This is a genomic window from Pseudomonas sp. AC172 (assembly GCF_979258595.1).
In genome coordinates this window covers 4,702,409-4,721,927 of record NZ_OZ409868.1, presented here as the reverse complement: position 1 = coordinate 4,721,927, position 19,519 = coordinate 4,702,409, and the positions used below count along the sequence as shown (strand labels likewise).

Sequence of the window (19,519 nt, the reverse complement as noted above, 5' to 3'; positions counted from 1 at the left end):
TGCGTGTCGACGATATTGAGCTGCTGAAACCTGACCGTTGCTTTATGCCCGTGTTGCCTTGCCCATAACCTCGGCAAACGCATCCCGGAATCGGTGCATGTCATCGTCCGTGCCGACACTGACCCGCACCCAGGTCGGCCATTCTTTCCATACGCGACCGACATGCACGCGGCGCTCGGCCAGTGCCTTGACCACGTCATTCGCCGGGCGTCTGACGTCGATCATGAAGCAATTGGCCTGGGACGCCGTGCAGCGAAAACCGCGGGCGCTCAACCACGCGATGGTTTCCTCGCGCAGGCGCGTATTGTTCTGTTTCCTTTGGGTCAACAACGACGCGTCTTCAAGGCTGGCAATTGCTCCCAGCAGGGAAGATGCGGCCGGTACGTTGTAGTTGTCGAACACCTCAAGTTGTTCCAGCAGCGCCGGGTTGCCCACCGCGATGCCTAGCCTTGCGCCGGCCATGCCGTAGATTTTCGAAAAGGTACGCAGCACCAGCAGGTCGGGGTGATTCTTGACCAGAGGGATGCACGTCGTGGCCTGCGAAAAATCGATGTAAGCCTCATCCACCAACAGAATCGAGCCTTTGGGTTTGTTCTTCAGGGCAAGTTCGATATCGCTGCGGGCCGTGAGGGTGCCGGTCGGATTGTTCGGGTTGCAGATATAGATCAACCCCGGCCGAGGGTCGACAGCCAGCATGCGCGGCAGGTCGTGAGCATGCTCTGCGTCAAGGGATACCTCATGAACCGTGACTTTCCTGCTGCGAGCCGCCTGGGCGGGATCTTCGTAGGACGGTGTGGCGACGACCAGACTTCCCTGCTGCGTGAAGGCATGCACGGCATACTGCAAGGCCTGTTTGGAGCCGCTATACGTCTGGACGAAATCCTCGGGAATGCCTTGCTGGCGGGCAAACAGTGCATTGAGTCGATACTGGATCTTGTAGGGATAGCGCCCCGACAGGGCGATACCTTCCTGCATCGCGTGCCGGGCCGCCGCTGAGGGTCCCCAAGGACTTTCGTTGAAGTTGATCAGCACGTCATCAGAAGTTGCCGCTGTCGAGGCGGTTTCAATGTGAGCCTGTGCCCAGGGGTTGTGGGCCAGCAACGGCAGCGTCGCAGCAAATCCAACGAATGAGCGTCGAGTGACATCAACCATGAAAACTCCCTTTTTCGGATCATCAGATGCGCCACGGCTGTGGGGCCTGGATACTGAAGTAACGAACTGGTTAATGGTTGATTTACAGAGGGGTGAACTGATGAGTAGAAATGGCAGACACAAAAAAGCCGCGCATTCAGCGCGGCTTTCAATTTGGTGGGCCCACACGGACTTGAACCGTGGACCAAAGGATTATGAGTCCTCTGCTCTAACCAACTGAGCTATAGGCCCTCAGTAGGTCGCGGATTATAGCGACGGTTTCTCGGCTGTGCTATCCGAATAATCCGATACGGTTACACGAAGAAACGTCGCAGCGAATTCTTCTGGTGGTAACGGCAGGCTGACGATGTAGCCCTGGATCTGTTCGCAGCCTTCGGCGGCGAGGAATTGTTGTTGCGCCTGGGTTTCCACACCTTCGGCGATGACCGTGAATTGCATGCTCCGGCCCAGCGCGATGATGGCCCGGACAATGGCCGCATCATGGGGATCGTCGGGCAGTCCGCGAACGAATGACTGGTCGATCTTGAGGATGTCCAGCGGCAGTCGTTTGAGGTAACTGAGCGAAGAGTATCCGGTACCGAAGTCGTCGATCGCCAGTTGTACGCCGAGGTGTTTGAGCTGGTGCAATACGGCCAGCGCCTCTTCGGCCTGACTCATGATGAAATTCTCGGTAATTTCCAGTTGCAGTAAATCCGGCTGCAGGCGGTTGTCGTTGAGCAGCTGTTCGATGCGCCCGAGCAGATTCGGTTGACGCAGTTGCGCGCCCGCGAGGTTCACCGACAGTGGGCCGAGGCTGTCGTAGACCTGATTCCATTCGAACATTTGCCGGCACGCGGTCTCAAGTACCCAATCACCGATCTGCAGGATCATGCCGTTCTCTTCGGCCAGCGGAATGAAGTGCTCTGGCGGCACGTCGCCGAAGGTCGGGTGACGCCAGCGGATCAGGGCTTCAGCACCGACCAGGCGATGGTCGTCGAGGCTGATTTTCGGTTGGTAGTAGAGGCGCAGTTCATCGCGTTCAATGGCCCGGCGCAGTTCGTGCTCCAGTGCTATGCGCTCGCTGGCCTGGGCGGTGAGATCGCGGGTGTAGCTCTCGACACGGTTGCGGCCCTTGGCCTTGGAGCGATACATCGCCGCGTCGGCGTTTTTCACCAGCGTGGCGACATCGCAACCGTCCCTCGGATAGAGGCTGGTGCCAATACTGGCGCTGATGAAGAACTCATGCTCGCCGGCCTGGAACGGCGCACCGAAACAATTGAGCAGTTTGGTGGCGATGTTGTCGGCGTCGCTGGCCTGTTGCAGGCCGGGCAGCAGGATGATGAATTCGTCACCACCCAGACGCGCCACGGTGTCGATGTCGCGTAGTTGCTCTTTCAGACGCACGGCGATGCCCTTGAGCAGCAGGTCGCCGACCGGGTGACCGAGGCTGTCATTGATGTGCTTGAAGCGGTCGAGATCGAGAAACAGCACGGCGCCCTGGCCGCCGTTTTCCTGCTGACTGTTCAGTGCCATCAGCAAGCGGTTTTCGAACAGTGTGCGGTTTGGCAGGCCGGTGAGCGGGTCGTGGTGCGCCTGATAGTCGAGTTTGGCTTGCGCATGCTTGAGACTGGAGATGTCGGCAAACACCGCGACAAAGTGAGTAATGAACTTGTCGCGATTGCGTACGGCACTGATGGTCAGCCAGCTCGGGTACAACTCGCCGTTCTTGCGCCGGTTGGAGATCTCGCCCTGCCAGTGACCTTCGTCGGTCAACTGGTGCCACATTGCCGCGTAGAACGCGCTGTCATGCAGGCCGGAGGCGAGCAGACGCGGCGTATGTCCGAGGGCTTCGCTTTCACTGTAGCCAGTGATCTCGGTAAAAGCACGGTTGACCGCGCTGATGTGCTGTTGGGTGTCGGTGATGAGCACGCCTTCGGCAGTGCTTTCGAACACGGTGGCGGCCTGTTGCAGTTTTTCCTGCATCAGATGGCGCTCGGTGATGTCGCGGGCGATGGTCAGCATGCAGTCTTCTTCACCGATCGGCAGCGGACGGCTGGAGACTTCGCAGAGGCGAATCTGCCCGTCGCTGCGGCGGATGTGGCAGGTGAAGTCACGCACAAAGCCGTCGCGATGCAACAGGTCGAGCATCTGTTTGCGTTCATTGAGATTGACCCAGATCCCCAGATCCAGCGCCGAACGATCCACCGACATGGCGCTATTGAAACCGGTAATACGACTGAAACCTTCGTTGACTTCCAGCAGCAGGCCATCGCTCTGGCGCGATAACAACAAACCGTCCGGTGAGGCATGGAAGGCTTTGGCGAACTTCTCTTCTGAGGTCTGCAGTTGCTGTTGAGTTTCCTTGAGCTGGGTGATGTCACGTACAACGACGACAAGCGCGGGGGTGGTATCGAGGTCGAACGGCTCAGCGGAGATCAGGCCAGTGAACAGCTGGCCATTGTTGCGGCGAAAGGGCATCTCCAGATTGCGAATGCTGCCCGCCTGGAGGCGTTGCAACAGTCCCGGACCGACGCCGGGAATCCCCCAGATATTCAGCTCGGTCGCTGTTTGGCCAAGCACTTCTTCGGCTTTCAGCCCGATCTGTTCTTCAAACGCTTCGTTGACCTCCAGCAGGCAACCGTCGGACAGTCGTGCAATCACCAGAATGTCCGGGCACTGCTGGAAGACCGAGGCGAATTTTTGCTCCGAGAGCCGCAACGCCTCTTCAGTGCGCTTGATTTCGCTGATGTCGATCATCAGGCCGCGCATTACCGGCTCATGACCATGTTCGATCAGGCTGACGATGTCGCGCACCCACAAGCAGCGACCATCGGCGGTGATCACCCGATAGTCGACGATGTGATCGCGACCCTCGCGCAGGGCTTCCTTGCAGTAGCTCTGCGTACGGGTCAGATCCGCCGGGTGAATGATGTTGTGCCAGAAGCCGGGGATCAGCCAGTGCGATTGTGGATAGCCGAGCAAGTCTTCGGCGTGGGGTGAGACATAGCTGTAGGTGAAGTCGCTCATCCGCGCTTCCCAGGCGATGGCCGACAGGCTCTCGACCAGGCCGCGATAGTGATATTCGCTACTGCGCAGTTCCTGTTCGAGGTCGATACGACGGGCGATTTCCGAACTCAGACGACGGTTGATGCGGATCACCACGGCGAGAATCGTCACCAACAACAACAACCCGGGCAAGCCGTAGATCAGCAGGTCTGACCAGAATGTCCGATGATCAAGAACGTTACCGACCCAATGCTCCTGAATGCTGCTGATTTCATCAGGGCTCATGTCCGCGAGCACTTTGTCGAGAATCCCCACCAGCACTTTGTTGTCGCGGGGCACGGCCATTGCCAGTTGGTAGCGATACGGGGTTTCGCCACTGACGTACAGACCGTCGAGCTTGAGCTGGCGCAGGCTCCAGACGCTGGACGCGAGGTCGCCGACCACAGCGTCCACTTCGTCGGTCGCCAGCGCCTGCAATGCTGAACTGACATTGGGCATGGCGACCAGATTCAGATCGGGGTGGTGGGTGCGCAGCAGTTCGTGGGGAGCATAGTTTTCCACCACGGCGATTTTCAAACCGTACAGGTCGTCAAGTTTGCGCGGTTGCGCGCCGCCGATGTGGGCAAGGATGACAATCGGGAAATCAAGATAAGGGCGGGTAAACGACAGGTAAGTCTGGCGCTCCGGGGTGGACATGATCCCGGGCAGAAGGTCGATCTTGCCCGATTTGACCTGTTCCAGTACCACCGTCCAGCTCACTGGTTCAATCGGCGTCAACTTGATTGCCAGGCGTTGGCGAATCACGTCGATATAGTCCGCCGCCAGGCCCTGATAACGGTTCTGGTCATCGCGAAATTCAAAGGGCGGCCACGATGCATCGACACCCAGGCGCAAGTCCGGGTGAGCCGCCAGCCAGCTACGTTCTTCATCGGTCAGAGTCAGCGCGTCAGCCGTTGCGGTCCAGATCATCAGTGACAGCAAAAAAAGCACGGACGCCAATCTGGGCATAACGCTCTCGTTATGGCTCGGGGATGATTGTTTCGAGTGTAGACGGGGTACGCGGGGGAGGGGCGTTGCGAAGGATTTAATCTGCCATATAAACAAAACCCCCGGCCTGGGCCGGGGGTTCTGGTATCACTCGTCGAGGAAGGAGCGCAGATGCTCGCTTCGCGTCGGGTGGCGCAGCTTGCGCAGCGCCTTGGCTTCGATCTGACGGATACGCTCACGCGTTACGTCAAACTGTTTGCCCACTTCTTCGAGTGTGTGGTCGGTGTTCATGTCGATACCGAAGCGCATGCGCAGTACTTTGGCTTCACGGGCGGTAAGGCCGGACAGCACTTCGCGAGTCGCTTCTTTAAGGCTCTCAACAGTGGCGACATCGATTGGCGACTGCATGGTCGAGTCTTCGATGAAGTCACCCAGATGGGAGTCTTCGTCATCACCGATCGGGGTTTCCATGGAGATCGGCTCTTTAGCGATCTTCAATACCTTGCGGATCTTGTCCTCAGGCATTTCCATGCGTTCGCCGAGCTCTTCCGGGGTCGGTTCGCGACCCATTTCCTGCAACATCTGCCGGGAAATGCGGTTGAGCTTGTTGATCGTCTCGATCATGTGCACCGGAATACGGATGGTGCGGGCCTGGTCGGCGATCGAGCGAGTGATCGCCTGACGGATCCACCAGGTGGCATAAGTCGAGAACTTGTAACCACGACGGTATTCGAACTTGTCCACCGCTTTCATCAGGCCGATGTTGCCTTCCTGGATCAGATCGAGGAATTGCAGGCCGCGGTTGGTGTACTTCTTGGCGATCGAGATCACCAGACGCAGGTTGGCTTCAACCATCTCTTTCTTCGCGCGGCGGGCTTTGGCCTCACCGATCGACATGCGACGGTTGATGTCCTTGATTTCTGCGATGGTCAGACCGGTTTCGGTTTCCAGCGCGATCAGTTTCTGCTGGCAACGAATGATGTCCGGCTGAACGCGACCGATGGCTTCGGCGTACTTGCTCTTGCCTTTGGCCAAGGCGTCGGACCAGCTTTCGTCGACTTCGTTGCTCGGGAACTGACGCAGGAAATCGGCGCGTGGCATACGTGCATCACGTACACACAATTGCATGATCGCGCGCTCTTGCTGACGCAGACGATCCAGGGCACCGCGAACACGCTCGACCAGGCCTTCGAATTGCTTCGGTACCAGTTTGATCGGCATGAACAGCTCGGCCAGTGCCAGCAACTCGGCAATCGCTGCCTTGTTGTTGCGACCGTGCTTTTTCAGGGCCTTGCGGGTGATTTCCATCTGGTCAGCCACGGCGCCAAAGCGCTGGGCAGCGATGACCGGATCCGGACCGCTTTCGGCTTCTTCTTCGTCATCGGAAGATTCGGCTTCATCGTCATCGGTGTCGTCGTCGGCTTTCGCCGCTTTCGCTTCGACAGGCGGCGGCACCTCGGCAGGCGGCGCAATGCCGTCGTCCGGGTCGATATAACCGCTCAGAACGTCGGACAGGCGACCACCTTCGGTGGTGACGCGGGTGTACTCGGAGAGAATGTGGTCAACCGTGCCAGGGAAGTGCGCGATTGCGCTCATCACTTCACGGATGCCCTCTTCGATACGCTTGGCGATTTCGATTTCGCCTTCACGAGTCAGAAGCTCGACCGTACCCATTTCACGCATGTACATGCGCACTGGGTCAGTGGTGCGACCGATATCGGTCTCCACCGCTGCCAACGCAGCGGCTGCTTCTTCCGCAGCGGCCTCGTCGGTATCGGCGTCGGCCAACATAAGGGCGTCCGCATCCGGAGCACTCTCGTGTACGGGGATCCCCATGTCGTTAATCATGCGGATGATGTCTTCCACCTGCTCAGGATCTGAAATATCCTCGGGCAGGTGGTCGTTGACCTCGGCGTAAGTCAGATACTTCTGCTCACGACCCAGTTTGATCAACTCAATAATACGAGACTGCTGTTGCGCTTTTCCGGACATAACACCCTATCCACTGAAGGTCTTGGCGGGCAAAAAACAAGCCGAGGATTATACCTGAGCTATGACCTCACGCGCCAGTTGAGGTCGGGTTTGATGCGGAAACATTGCGACTTAATAGGTCGCGCAGTTGATTTTTCTCTTCAACGCTCAGTTCGCTTTGACGCGCTTTCCTGAGCAACTGTTCCAGATTTCGCTCGCGTTGGCGGGCTGACAAGCTAGTAATGGTGTCGAAAAACTGTTGTTCAAGGTTATCTCCGTCAATCAGCCATTCCTTTTCTGCCAGTGCCTTGAGCAGGCGACCCTGTTCAGTGCCGTGCCATCGCGCGATCAACTGAAATGAGTTTAGCTTGGGATTCTTCTGTACGGCTTCGAGCAGCGCCACAAGTAACTGGGCGTTGGTCTGATTCTCGTCCGCAATGTGCCCGGCATCTTCGACGCGCTTGGCCAGTTGCGGGTGATGGAGCAGGGTGCGCAGGGCGGTCAGGGTTGGCGATTCGACGCCGATCGGCGTGCGCGGGCGCTGTTGTTCGCGATCACCGCCACGTTTGCCGTTCTTGTCCCAAGGTTTTTTATCCCACTTCTTGCCGCCGGCGCCGGGTTTCTTTGGCGTCCACTCCTGCTGCGGCACATACATGTCCTGTGCCTGCGGCTGATGGTAGTCGCTGTAGTCCGGCATTGCGTCGTAATCGATGCCCGGATCGTAAGCGGGCGGCGCTTCCTGCGGCGCATTTTGCGCAAGCTGACTGACGGTTTCGCTGCTCAGACCGGTGATTTCGGTCAGGCGCTGACGCATCAGGATGCGCAGGTTGGCGCCCGGCACTTTGTCGATTAGCGGTGCGGCGAGGGTGGCCATGTGCGCCTTGCCTTCGAGCGAGCGCGGGTCAGACTCTTCGGTCAGTTGCTGGAAGAAATAATCCGCCAGCGGCTGAGCGTGCTGATTGATGCGCGCCTTGAAGGCATCGGTGCCTTCAGCGCGAACCAGCGTATCCGGGTCTTCGCCTTCGGGCAGAAACAAAAAGCGCGCCCGGCGGCCGTCCTGCAGGCTTGAAAGCGTTGCTTCAAGGGCACGCCACGCAGCATTGCGACCAGCCTGGTCGCCGTCGAAGCAGAACAAAACGTTTGGTACCACGCGGAACAGGCGTTTCAAGTGTTCTTCGCTGGTCGCGGTGCCCAGCGTCGCGACGGCATTCTTCAGGCCTTGCTGGGCGAGGGCAATGACGTCCATATAACCTTCGACGACGATGATTTCGTCGAGGTTGCGGTTGTTCTTGCGCGCTTCATAAAGGCCGTAGAGTTCCTGGCCTTTATGGAATACCGGGGTTTCCGGTGAGTTCAGGTACTTGGGCTTGTCATCACCGAGCACGCGACCACCGAAAGCGATGATACGTCCACGGGTGTCGCGGATCGGGAACATCACGCGATCGCGGAAGCGGTCATAGCGTTTGCCGGTTTCGGCGTTCTCGATCAGCAGGCCGGCGTCGATCATGGCTTTCTGCTGAAGCGTGTCGCTGCTCAAATGTTTGAACAGATTGTCCCAGCCCGGCGGTGCGAAGCCGAGACCGAAATCCCGGGCGATCTCGCCCGTCAGGCCGCGGCCCTTGAGGTAATCCACCGCAGCTTTGCGCGATGGATGGCTCTTGAGGGCTTGCCGGTAAAAATCGGCGGCAGCAGTGAGTAGCGGATACAGCGGCGAATCGGTCGGCTGGCGCGGTTTGTGCGGACGGCCGCTTTCTTCGCGAGGGATTTCCATGCCGGCGGCTTTCGCCAGATCTTCGACGGCCTGGGGGAAATCCAGGTTGTCGTGATCCATGAGGAAACCGAGGGCGTTACCGCCGGCGCCGCAGCCGAAGCAATAGTAAAACTGCTTGTCGGGGCTGACGCTGAAGGACGGGGTTTTCTCTTTGTGAAACGGGCAACAGGCGGTGTAGTTCTTGCCGGCCTTCTTCAATTGCACGCGCGAACTGACCACATCGACGATGTCGGTGCGGTTCAGCAGGTCGTCAATGAAGCTCTGGGGAATCAGCCCGGCCATGGCGTTCTCGTCGTCTGCGCTGCAATAAGTCCGATGCGTAAGGCTGCCGGACGCGGGTCATTGTTTGAAGCGCGCAAAATATGCGGCTCGACCGGTGTCGTCTGCGTAATCGCTGTCGGGAAGTGTATCTGCCGAAAATCCACTGACGTTAGTACTCATCAGCCTTCGACTATTTGAAAGTGTTGCGCTGAATCCGCTGACGGCCGGTTAGGGGCCTCGGATAGCTCAATAAAGCGGGCACGCATGCAGGTGCCTTGGGCTGATCGTCGTAAGAGGAATCAGTGGGTGTGCTCGTCAGTAGCCTTGAAAGGCTCGTCAGAAAAGACGTGCACCGCTGGCAAAAGAGCCAGGTCTGACGTGTGAAGCAGATTCGTCTTGGTCGCGTGTGCGGCTTCGACGTTGAAGCATCAAGCGTTTTACGCAAATGCCATTAGCCCGGCTGAGAGCCGGGCTTAGGCAAAGAAGCTTGCAACGAACGTCTGTGTATTAGTACAGACGAACGGCGCGGCGCTGTTCGCGCTGAACTTTCTTGGCGTGACGCTTAACAGCGGCTGCTGCTTTGCGCTTACGCTCAGAAGTTGGCTTCTCGTAAAATTCGCGGCTACGAACTTCAGCCAGTACACCGGCTTTTTCGCAGGAGCGCTTGAAACGACGCAGAGCTACGTCGAAGGGTTCGTTCTCTTTAACTTTGACGGCTGGCATCCAGAGCTACCTTCATTCATTACCGGGGTCAACATCCTCGCGGCAAAAGAGCACTTGAAGACGTCGGTTTTTAAGGGTTGCGGATGTTAACCCCTCATCGCTCGGAATGCAAAGCCTCTGATCGAAAACCGCTGGTCGGGGCATCACGTGGCGACTATTATGCGCGCCTTCGAATTCAGCCTAAACAAGGCGCAAACCCATGCTAGTACTGGGATTAGAAACCTCCTGCGACGAAACCGGCGTCGCATTATATGACAGCGAACGCGGCCTGCTGGCCGACGCGCTGTTCAGCCAGATCGACCTGCACCGCGCTTATGGCGGGGTGGTGCCGGAGCTGGCTTCGCGTGACCACGTCAAACGCATGCTGCCCTTGATTCGTCAGGTGTTGGCCGAGGCGGACTGCGTGCCGACCGAGATCGATGCGATCGCCTATACCGCGGGTCCTGGCCTGGTTGGCGCGCTGCTGGTCGGTGCTTCCTGTGCTCAGGCGCTGGCCTTTGCCTGGGGCATTCCGGCGCTTGGCGTGCACCACATGGAAGGGCATTTGCTCGCGCCAATGCTGGAGCCAAAACCGCCGGAATTCCCGTTCGTCGCTTTGTTGGTTTCCGGCGGCCATACGCAGCTGGTTCAGGTCGATGGCATCGGTCAATACAGCCTGCTCGGCGAGACGCTCGACGACGCTGCCGGCGAGGCATTCGACAAAACCGCGAAAATGATGGGCCTCAATTATCCAGGCGGCCCGGAAATCGCCAAACTGGCAGAGAAGGGCGTCGCAGGACGTTTTACCTTCCCGCGTCCGATGTGTGATCGCCCGGGTCTGCAATTCAGCTTCAGTGGGCTGAAAACCTCTGCTCTCAACGCCTGGCAGCAGTGTGTCAGCGCCGGGGACGACAACGAGCAAGCCCGTTGCGACATCGCGCTGGCGTTCCAGCAGGCCGTGGTGGAGACTTTGACCATCAAGTGCAAGCGTGCCCTGAAACAGGCGGGCATGAAGCGTCTGGTGATCGCTGGCGGCGTCAGCGCCAACAAGGCGCTGCGCGTTTCGCTGGAAAAGATGCTCGGCGACATGAAGGGCGATGTGTTTTATGCACGTCCGGAATTCTGCACCGACAATGGCGCAATGATCGCCTTTGCCGGTTGCCAGCGCTTGCAGGCCGGTCAGCAGGAAAGTCTGGCGATCAGTGTGCAGGCACGCTGGCCAATGGAGCAGTTGTCGGCGTTGTGATGAGCAGCGCTCATATGCGCTATTTAAAAATGCCGTTCGCGCCCGGCAAACAGGTCGCGTAGATTGCCGCGGTGGCGCCAGACGATCAGTATGGTCAGTGCGCTCATCGGCAACAGCGCTTCCGGTTCCTGCCAGGCTAACAGTGGCAAGGTCAGCGGTGTGGCAATCAGCGCCGCCAGCGAGCTGGTCCGGGTCAGGTAGAACGTCAGTAGCCACGCGCCGATTGCGAGCAGCGCGGCGGGCGGGTACAGGCCCAGCAGCATTCCAGCGGCGGTGGCGACACCTTTGCCGCCACGGAAGCGGAAGTACAGCGGGAACAGGTGACCGATCACGGCGCACACGCCGATCCACGCCTGATCTTGTCGCGAAAGACCGACAGCCGAGGCAATCAGCACCGGCACCAGGCCTTTGCACAGATCACCCAGCAAGGTCAGGATCGCCAGTTTGCGACCGGCCAGGCGCAGCATGTTGGTGGCACCGGCATTGCCCGAACCACTCATTCGCGGGTCCGGATTTCCGGTCAGGCGGCTGAGCAAAATGGCGAAGGACAGCGAGCCGAGCAGGTAGGCGAAAGTCGCCAGTAACCAAAACATGCTAACTATTCCGGGCGAGGAAGCCCCGATTCTAACGGCGCATTGCGCCCTTGTCGTGCAGTGGAGAGAAGTGCTTGGACAGAGTGTTTATCGAGGGCCTGGAAGTCGACACCGTGATTGGTGCCTACGACTGGGAGCGCGGCATCCGACAGTGCTTGCGACTTGATCTGAGCTTCGCCTGGGACAATCGCCCGGCCGCCGCCGGTGACGACCTGACCCTGGCGCTCGACTACGCCAGCGTGTCCACGCGGATTCAGGCTTTTGCCGAGCAGGCGCAGTTTCAACTGGTCGAGACCTTTGCCGAGCGTCTGGTCGAAGTGCTGATGAGCGAATTCAACATCACGTGGATGCGTCTGAAGCTGACCAAGCCTGGTGCCGTACCGGCTGCCAAGGGCGGCGTGGGTGTGGAGATCGAGCGCGGATGTCGCTGACTCAGGTCTACTTAGGGCTCGGTAGCAATATCGAGCGCGAAATCCATTTGCGCGCCGGACTCGATGCATTGGCGACGTTTCTGGTGGATATCCGCTGTTCGGCGGTTTTCGAGAGCGCGCCTGTGGGGATCAAGAGCGGGCCGTTCTTCAACTTTGTGGTGTCGGCATTTACCGATCTGCCGTTGATGGAACTGGATCGACGATTGAAATTCATTGAGGCGGATAACGGTCGATATGCCCCGGATCGTAAGGGTTTGCCGCTGGATATCGACGTGTTGTTGTACGGCGATCTGGCGGGCAATTTTGACGGTCTGGTGTTGCCGCGTGCGGAAATTCTGAAAAATGCTTTTGTGTTGTGGCCGTTGTCGCTGATTGCGCCGGATCGCGTGCATCCGGGTGTGGGAAAAAGCTTCGCGGCGTTGTGGGCTGAGGCGCAGATTGATCAGGTGTTGGCGCCGGTTGCTTTCGAGTGGCGTGGTCAGCAGTTAACCTCTTCAGATCTGAGTTGACCTGACTGGCGTCTTCGCGAGCAGGCTCGCTCCCACAGTAGGCCCTATTTCAATGTGGGAGCGAGGTTGCTTGCGAAGGTTTTCAGGCTGACGCGTCTTTGTAGGCCTTCAAAACCTTTAGACGCTCACGCTTGAGCGCTTCGCCCAGTTCCGGACCCTTGAATCCCTTCTCCAATAACGGCTGCACAGCGACTTCCCGCGCAGCCTTCGCCGCGCCACGCAAATAATCTGCCTGTGGATAACTTCTCTGCTCCAGCCCCTTGCGGCCCCGGGCGTCCATTTCGCACGCAGCAATAAACTCTTCAAAGCGCTGCGGTCGGCGATACACATCAAAACTCTGCAATAACTCCAGCAGCGTCGAAGCTTTAAGCTCCAGCGCCCGATGACCGTGGGTGTGGTACTGGCCTACCAGCAAAGCCAATTCCTGACAGTCCTTTGGTGCCTTGAAGCGTTCGTTGACCGCTTTGATCAGCTTCAGCCCGGTGTGCTCATGGGCGATGTGCCGCGGCCAGTCTTCTTCCGGGGTCAGACCTTTGCCGAGATCATGCAGCAGGCCAGCCCAGCGCACGGTCAGCGGTTGTTTGTGCAGTGCCGATTGCTCGAGCACGCTGAGCGTGTGCAGGCCGGTGTCGATTTCCGGGTGATGCGCTTCCGGTTGTGGCACTCCAAATAGCGCGTCGACTTCCGGCATCAGTACCTTCAGCGCGCCGCAGTCACGAAGCACCTGAATGAACACCTGCGGTTGATTTTCCATCAGTGCACGGGAAATTTCTTTCCAGCTGCGTTCGGCGGTCAATGCCTCCAGTTCACCGGACTCGCTGAGCTGACGCATCAGTTGAAGGGTTTCTCCTGCGACCGTGAAACCAAGTTCGGCATAGCGCGCGGCAAAGCGGGCAACGCGCAATACACGGAGAGGATCTTCGGCGAACGCCGGAGAAACGTGGCGCAGGATCCGGGCTTCCAGATCGCGCTGACCCTGGTAGGGATCAGTCAGATTCTGCTGATCGTCCTCGGCCATGGCGTTGATGGTCAGGTCGCGGCGGATCAGGTCTTCTTCAAGCGTGACTTCGGGGCTGGCGTGAAAGGTGAAGCCACCGTAACCGCGCCCGCTTTTGCGCTCGGTGCGGGCGAGGGCATATTCCTCGCCGCTTTTAGGGTGAAGAAACACCGGGAAATCCGCACCGACCGGGCGATAACCCTGGGCGAGCATTTCCTCTGTGGTGGCGCCGACCACGACCCAATCGATGTCCGTGACCGGTTTGCCCAGCAAGCGATCACGTACGGCACCGCCAACCTTGAAAATCTGCATAAAAAACCTCCGTTAGCCCGACAGGATAACCCTTGCGCCGGACTTTCGGAGGCCAGAACCGTTTCAAAGATGAATGACGGCCAGATCCAGTCGACCGTAGTCCCCTTCGCTGTGTTCGCTGCGTGGCGGAACGTGGTGGGTTTTCATGATCTGGTCGCCTTGCAGGGTTTCCAGGTGAATATCGAAGCCCCACAGGCGATGCAGATGTTTAAGCACTTCGTCAGTGGAGTCTCCCAGCGGTTTGCGGTCGTGCTGCTGGTGACGCAGGGTCAGTGAGCGGTCGCCGCGCCGATCGATGCTGTAGATCTGCACATTCGGTTCACGATTGCCGAGGTTGTATTGCGCGGCCAGGGTTTCGCGAATGATCCGGTAGCCGGGCTCGTCATGAATCGCAGGCACCAGCAAGTCGTCCTTCTGATCGTCATCCATGATGCTGAACAGTTTCAGGTCACGGATCACCTTCGGCGATAGATACTGCAGGATGAAACTCTCATCCTTGAAGCTGCTCATGGCGAACTTGATGGTCGACAGCCAGTCAGTCCCGGCAATTTCCGGGAACCAGCGACGATCCTCTTCGGTAGGCTCCTCACACATGCGCCGAATGTCGCGATACATTGCAAAGCCCAGCGCGTAAGGGTTGATGCCGTTGTAGTAGGGGCTGTCGAAGCCTGGTTGAAACACCACGCTGGTGTGCGAGGTGAGGAACTCCATCATGAAGCCTTCGGTGACCAAGCCTTCGTCGTACAGGTCGTTCATCAGCGTGTAGTGCCAGAACGTCGCCCAGCCTTCGTTCATCACCTGGGTCTGGCGTTGTGGATAAAAGTACTGGGCGATCTTGCGCACGATCCGCACGATCTCGCGCTGCCATGGCTCGAGCAACGGCGCGTGTTTCTCGATGAAGTACAGGATGTTTTCCTGCGGCTCGGCCGGGAAGCGAGCGTTATCCTTGTCGCTGTACTTGTCCGCCCCTTTGGGGATGGTGCGCCACAGATCATTGATCTGCTTTTGCAGGTGCTCTTCGCGATCTTTCTGCCGCCGGCGTTCCTCTTCGGCGGAAATCGGGTACGGCCGTTTGTAACGGTCGACGCCGTAGTTCATCAGGGCATGGCAGGAGTCGAGCAAGTCTTCCACGGCATCGATGCCGTGGCGCTCCTCGCACTGCATGATGTACTGCTTGGCAAACACCAGGTAATCGATAATCGAACTGGCATCGGTCCAGGTGCGGAACAGGTAGTTGCCCTTGAAGAAACTGTTGTGGCCATAGCATGCGTGAGCCACCACCAGCGCCTGCATGCAGATGGTGTTTTCTTCCATCAGATAGGCAATGCACGGATCGGAGTTGATCACGATTTCGTAGGCCAGGCCCATCTGCCCGCGACTGTAGGACTTTTCGGTGCTGAGGAAGTGTTTGCCGTAGGACCAATGGTGGTAACCCAGCGGCATGCCGACCGAGGCATAGGCGTCCATCATCTGCTCGGCGGTAATCACTTCAATCTGGTTAGGGTAGGTATCCAGCGCATAACGGGCCGCAATCCGGGCGATTTCGCGGTCGTAGGTCTGAATCAGCTCGAACGTCCATTCAGAGCCGGTGGAAATGGGTTGGCGCTTCTGCTCTTTGGCGGTCATGTCACTAACCTGCGCTGGAAGAGTTCACGGAAGACCGGATAGATATCTCCGGCCGAGACCAGTTGCTGCTGGGCAAAAGTGTCAGAAAAGGCTTCGGCGATGCGTTCGTACTCGTACCACAAGGCCTGATGTTCGCGCGGGGTGATCTCGACATAAGTGTAGTACTGCACAAACGGCATGATCTGGTTGATCAGGATGTCGCGGCAGATTGGCGAGTCGTCGTTCCAGTTGTCACCGTCGGAAGCCTGCGCCGCGTAAATGTTCCACTCGTTGCTGGGATAGCGCTCGGCCATGATCTCCTGCATCAGTTTCAGGGCGCTGGAAACGATGGTGCCGCCGGTTTCCCGTGAATAGAAAAACTCCTCTTCGTCGACTTCGCGAGCGCTGGTGTGATGGCGGATGAACACCACGTCGATCTTGTCGTAGTTGCGTTTCAGAAACAGGTACAAGAGGATGAAAAAGCGCTTGGCGATGTCCTTGGTCGCCTGGGTCATGGAGCCGGAAACGTCCATCAGGCAGAACATCACCGCTTTCGAACTGGGGTTTGGCTGTTTGATCAGCAGGTTGTACTTCAAATCGAACGTATCGAGGAACGGCACGCGATGGATGCGCGCGCTGAGTTTTTCGATTTCCGCCTCGAGTTCCTGAATATCGCCGAAGTTGTCCGGCTCTTCGCGTCTCAGGCGCTCAAGTTCTTCTTTGGCTTCGCGCAGTTTCGCCCGGCTGCTGCCGGACAGGGCAATGCGCCGTGCATGGGCCGAACGCAGGGTGCGGATGATGTTGATGCGCGATGGGTTGCCTTCGTTGCTGATCCCGGCGCGTACGGTTTTGAACGTGTCGGTGCCGCTGAGGTTGCGTTTGACCAGATTGGGCAGTTCGAGGTCTTCGAACATGAATTCGAGGAATTCCTCCTGGGTGATCTGGAAGACAAACTCGTCCATGCCCTCGCCGGAATTGCCGGCCTTGCCCGGACCGCGTCCGCCGCCACCTCCCGGTGGGCGAGCGATGTGTTCGCCGGCGGTAAACTCCTTGTTGCCGGGATGAACCACGGTCTGCTTGCCGCCACGGCCGTGGTGAAGCACCGGTTCGTCGATGTCGCGACCGGGGATGCTGATCTGTTCGCCGTGTTCCATATCGGTAATGGAACGCCGACTGACCGCCTCTTCGACAGCCTTTTTGATGTGGTCACGGTAACGCCGCAGAAAACGCTGGCGGTTCACCGTGCTCTTGTTCTTGCCATTCAGACGTCGGTCGATCACATAACTCATAGGAAGCCCTCCGGGCAGCTTCAAGTTGTGAGCTTCAAGCTGCAAGAAAAAGCAGTTTCCCGGGCATCACTGGGTTACGCGCTTTGTTCTTGCAGCTTGTAGCTAGAAGCTTGCAGCTTGCAGCTGCTTCACTGCGACTTCCGTACCCGTAGGTACCATTCGGAAAGAAGCCGTACCTGTTTGTCGGTGTAGCCGCGTTCGACCATTCGAGTGACGAAGTCGTTGTGCTTTTGCTGATCCTCTTTGCTGGCCTTGGCGTTGAAGCTGATGACTGGCAGCAGATCTTCGGTATTCGAGAACATTTTCTTCTCGATGACCACGCGCAGTTTTTCGTAGCTGAGCCAGGTCGGATTCTTGCCGTTGTTGTTGGCCCGCGCGCGCAGGACGAAGTTGACGATTTCGTTGCGGAAATCCTTCGGATTGCTGATGCCGGCCGGCTTCTCGATTTTCTCCAGTTCTTCGTTCAGGGCGACGCGATTGAGGATTTCGCCGGTTTCCGGATCGCGGTATTCCTGATCCTGAATCCAGAAATCCGCGTAGAGCACGTAGCGGTCGAAGATGTTCTGGCCGTACTCGCTGTAAGACTCGAGGTACGCGGTCTGGATCTCCTTGCCGATGAATTCGATATAACGCGGTGCCAGATACTCTTTCAGGTAGCGCAGATAGCGCTCGCGGGTCTCGGCCTGGAACTGTTCCTGTTCGATCTGCTGTTCCAGCACATACAGCAGGTGCACCGGGTTGGCGGCAATTTCGTGCGGGTCGAAGTTGAAGACCTTGGACAGGATCTTGAATGCAAAGCGGGTCGATAGACCGTTCATGCCTTCGTCCACCCCGGCCGAGTCGCGGTATTCCTGAATCGACTTGGCCTTCGGATCGGTGTCCTTGAGGTTTTCGCCGTCGTAGACGCGCATCTTCGAGTAGATGTTGGAGTTTTCCGGCTCCTTGAGGCGTGAGAGGACAGTGAACTGAGCCAGCATCTTCAAGGTGTCGGGCGCGCAATGCGCTTTGGCCAGGGAGCTGTTGAACAGCAGTTTGTCGTAGATCTTCACTTCATCGCTGACGCGCAGGCAATACGGCACCTTGACGATATAGATCCGGTCGATGAACGCTTCGTTGTTCTTGTTGTTGCGGAAGGTGTGCCATTCCGATTCATTGGAGTGGGCGAGCAGGATCCCTGTGAACGGAATCGCACCGAGACCTTCGGTACTGTTGTAGTTGCCTTCCTGAGTCGCGGTCAGCAATGGGTGCAGCACCTTGATCGGTGCCTTGAACATTTCGACGAATTCCATCAGGCCCTGGTTGGCCCGGCACAGCGCACCGGAGTAGCTGTAAGCGTCGGCGTCGTTCTGTGGGTATTCCTCGAGTTTGCGGATGTCGACTTTACCGACCAGCGCGGAGATGTCCTGGTTGTTCTCGTCGCCCGGTTCGGTCTTGGCCACGGCGATCTGATTGAGAATCGACGGGTACAGCTTGACCACGCGGAACTGGCTGATGTCGCCGCCGAATTCGGCCAGACGTTTGGTCGCCCATGGCGACATGATGGTGTTCAGATAGCGCCGTGGAATACCGAAGTCTTCTTCGAGGATCGCGCCATCTTCGGTGGCGTTGAACAGACCCAGAGGCGATTCGAATACAGGCGAGCCCTTGATCGCGTAGAAGGGCACTTTTTCTATCAGTTGTTTCAGCTTCTCGGCCAGCGACGATTTACCGCCACCGACGGGGCCGAGCAGATAGAGGATTTGTTTCTTCTCTTCCAGGCCTTGGGCGGCATGGCGGAAATACGAGACGATCTGGTCGATGCATTCTTCCATCCCGTGGAAGTCTTCAAAGGCCGGATAGCGACGGATCACCTTGTTGGAAAAGATGCGTGACAGCCTCGAATTGGTCGAGGTGTCGAGCAGCTCCGGCTCACCGATGGCCAGTAATAGACGCTCGGCGGCGGAAACGTAAGCGCTGCGGTCCTTCTTGCACAGCTCCAGGTACTCTTGCAGCGAGAGTTCTTCCTGGCGTGTGGACTCGAAGCGTTGTTGGAAGTGGCTAAAGATACTCATGACGTCACCTCGCTCGATACGTGGAGCCGACGCCGGATCACTCAGTCGATGCTGGCAAGCAGCCGCAGTAGCAGCTGATTGTTTACCCCCCAGAACACTTCCACGATCGACAATCGTGAAAGTCACTCCCGATGACCCGTGCGCCGGTGTACCGGCTCTCCCCTGATTTGGATGGCCTGGGCTTAAGGATAGTTGGGAATTCGGGAGGTAAAGGCGAGATACGTAATTAGTTGTGGCAAGACCGTTCGTCTGCCCGCGCAGGCCCACGGCAGCCGGGGCCTGCGCGTGACAAAAAAATTATTCGGCGGTGCCTTGCGCGGTTTCCGCAGGATAAGTCGTACGCCACAGCTCGAAGCCGCCGTCCATGCTGTAGACGTCGGAAAAGCCTTGGCTGATCAGGTAGGCCGCAGCGCCCTGGCTGGAATTGCCGTGGTAGCAGACGACCACGGTCGGTGCATCGAGGTCAGCGCCTTGAATGAAGGCGTGCAGCGAATGATTGTCCAGATGCTTCGAGCCGCTGATATGCAGGGCGGCAAAAGTCGCCGGGTCGCGCACGTCGACGACGACGGCACCTTGCTCGCGCAGGGCCTGGGCCTGTTCCGGGGGGATTCGTTTGAATTCGCTCATGGCGGGTTCCTGTAGCTCGGCTGAAAGCGC

14 protein-coding genes and 1 tRNA gene are annotated in these 19,519 nt (G+C 58.2%); 3 read left to right on the top strand and 12 right to left on the bottom strand.

Features of this window, described 5'->3' with window-relative positions:
- Positions 1–42 precede the first annotated feature (42 nt).
- From ptaA to rpsU, 6 genes are all read right to left on the bottom strand, one after another.
- Entirely contained in the window at positions 43–1,152 is a 1,110-nt protein-coding gene (ptaA, locus tag ACZ0A4_RS21380) for a pyoverdine biosynthesis transaminase PtaA (RefSeq protein WP_463576282.1), read from the bottom strand.
- Positions 1,153–1,306: 154 nt separating this feature from the next.
- Positions 1,307–1,383: transfer RNA gene (locus ACZ0A4_RS21375), tRNA-Ile, on the bottom strand.
- A 15-nt stretch (positions 1,384–1,398) separates the two neighbouring features.
- A complete protein-coding gene (locus tag ACZ0A4_RS21370; protein WP_463576281.1) occupies positions 1,399–5,145 on the bottom strand; it encodes a bifunctional diguanylate cyclase/phosphodiesterase in 3,747 nt (1,248 codons plus the stop codon).
- A gap of 126 nt (positions 5,146–5,271) precedes the next feature.
- A complete protein-coding gene (gene rpoD, locus ACZ0A4_RS21365; protein WP_463576280.1) occupies positions 5,272–7,116 on the bottom strand; it encodes an RNA polymerase sigma factor RpoD in 1,845 nt (614 codons plus the stop codon).
- A gap of 67 nt (positions 7,117–7,183) precedes the next feature.
- Positions 7,184–9,148, bottom strand: a complete 1,965-nt coding sequence (gene dnaG / locus ACZ0A4_RS21360) for a DNA primase (protein ID WP_463576279.1) — start codon at positions 9,146–9,148, stop codon at positions 7,184–7,186.
- Between the two features lie 486 nt (positions 9,149–9,634).
- Positions 9,635–9,850, bottom strand: coding sequence for a 30S ribosomal protein S21 (rpsU, locus tag ACZ0A4_RS21355; protein WP_002551877.1), 216 nt, complete (start codon positions 9,848–9,850; stop codon positions 9,635–9,637).
- Between the two features lie 199 nt (positions 9,851–10,049).
- On the opposite strand from rpsU, the gene tsaD reads away from it, so the two are divergent.
- Positions 10,050–11,075, top strand: a complete 1,026-nt coding sequence (tsaD, locus tag ACZ0A4_RS21350; RefSeq protein WP_034155077.1) for a tRNA (adenosine(37)-N6)-threonylcarbamoyltransferase complex transferase subunit TsaD — start codon at positions 10,050–10,052, stop codon at positions 11,073–11,075.
- 23 nt (positions 11,076–11,098) lie between these two features.
- Here the strand turns inward: tsaD and plsY are convergent, their stop codons facing one another.
- Positions 11,099–11,668: a glycerol-3-phosphate 1-O-acyltransferase PlsY gene (gene plsY, locus ACZ0A4_RS21345; protein WP_463576278.1), complete on the bottom strand. Its 570-nt coding sequence runs from the start codon at positions 11,666–11,668 to the stop codon at positions 11,099–11,101.
- A 74-nt stretch (positions 11,669–11,742) separates the two neighbouring features.
- Here plsY and folB point away from each other — a divergent pair, with 74 nt between their 5' ends.
- The gene (gene folB, locus ACZ0A4_RS21340) at positions 11,743–12,099 is read left to right on the top strand and encodes a dihydroneopterin aldolase (RefSeq protein ID WP_463576277.1); all 357 of its coding nucleotides are present in this window, start codon (positions 11,743–11,745) and stop codon (positions 12,097–12,099) included.
- A complete protein-coding gene (gene folK / locus ACZ0A4_RS21335) occupies positions 12,090–12,608 on the top strand; it encodes a 2-amino-4-hydroxy-6-hydroxymethyldihydropteridine diphosphokinase (RefSeq protein ID WP_463576276.1) in 519 nt (172 codons plus the stop codon). Before folB ends, folK begins: the two co-directional genes overlap by 10 nt.
- Before the next feature lie 82 nt (positions 12,609–12,690).
- Here folK and ACZ0A4_RS21330 read toward each other — a convergent pair whose 3' ends face one another.
- From ACZ0A4_RS21330 to glpE, 5 genes are all read right to left on the bottom strand, one after another.
- The gene (locus ACZ0A4_RS21330; protein ID WP_463576275.1) at positions 12,691–13,917 is read right to left on the bottom strand and encodes a multifunctional CCA addition/repair protein; all 1,227 of its coding nucleotides are present in this window, start codon (positions 13,915–13,917) and stop codon (positions 12,691–12,693) included.
- A gap of 63 nt (positions 13,918–13,980) precedes the next feature.
- On the bottom strand, positions 13,981–15,543 hold the full coding sequence (locus ACZ0A4_RS21325) for a SpoVR family protein (protein ID WP_141129742.1): 1,563 nt from the start codon (positions 15,541–15,543) through the stop codon (positions 13,981–13,983).
- On the bottom strand, positions 15,540–16,811 hold the full coding sequence (locus tag ACZ0A4_RS21320) for a YeaH/YhbH family protein (RefSeq protein WP_137217359.1): 1,272 nt from the start codon (positions 16,809–16,811) through the stop codon (positions 15,540–15,542). Before ACZ0A4_RS21320 ends, ACZ0A4_RS21325 begins: the two co-directional genes overlap by 4 nt.
- A gap of 128 nt (positions 16,812–16,939) precedes the next feature.
- A complete protein-coding gene (locus tag ACZ0A4_RS21315; RefSeq protein ID WP_007910115.1) occupies positions 16,940–18,862 on the bottom strand; it encodes a PrkA family serine protein kinase in 1,923 nt (640 codons plus the stop codon).
- A 297-nt stretch (positions 18,863–19,159) separates the two neighbouring features.
- Positions 19,160–19,489, bottom strand: a complete 330-nt coding sequence (gene glpE / locus ACZ0A4_RS21310) for a thiosulfate sulfurtransferase GlpE (RefSeq protein ID WP_016983139.1) — start codon at positions 19,487–19,489, stop codon at positions 19,160–19,162.
- Positions 19,490–19,519: the final 30 nt, after the last annotated feature.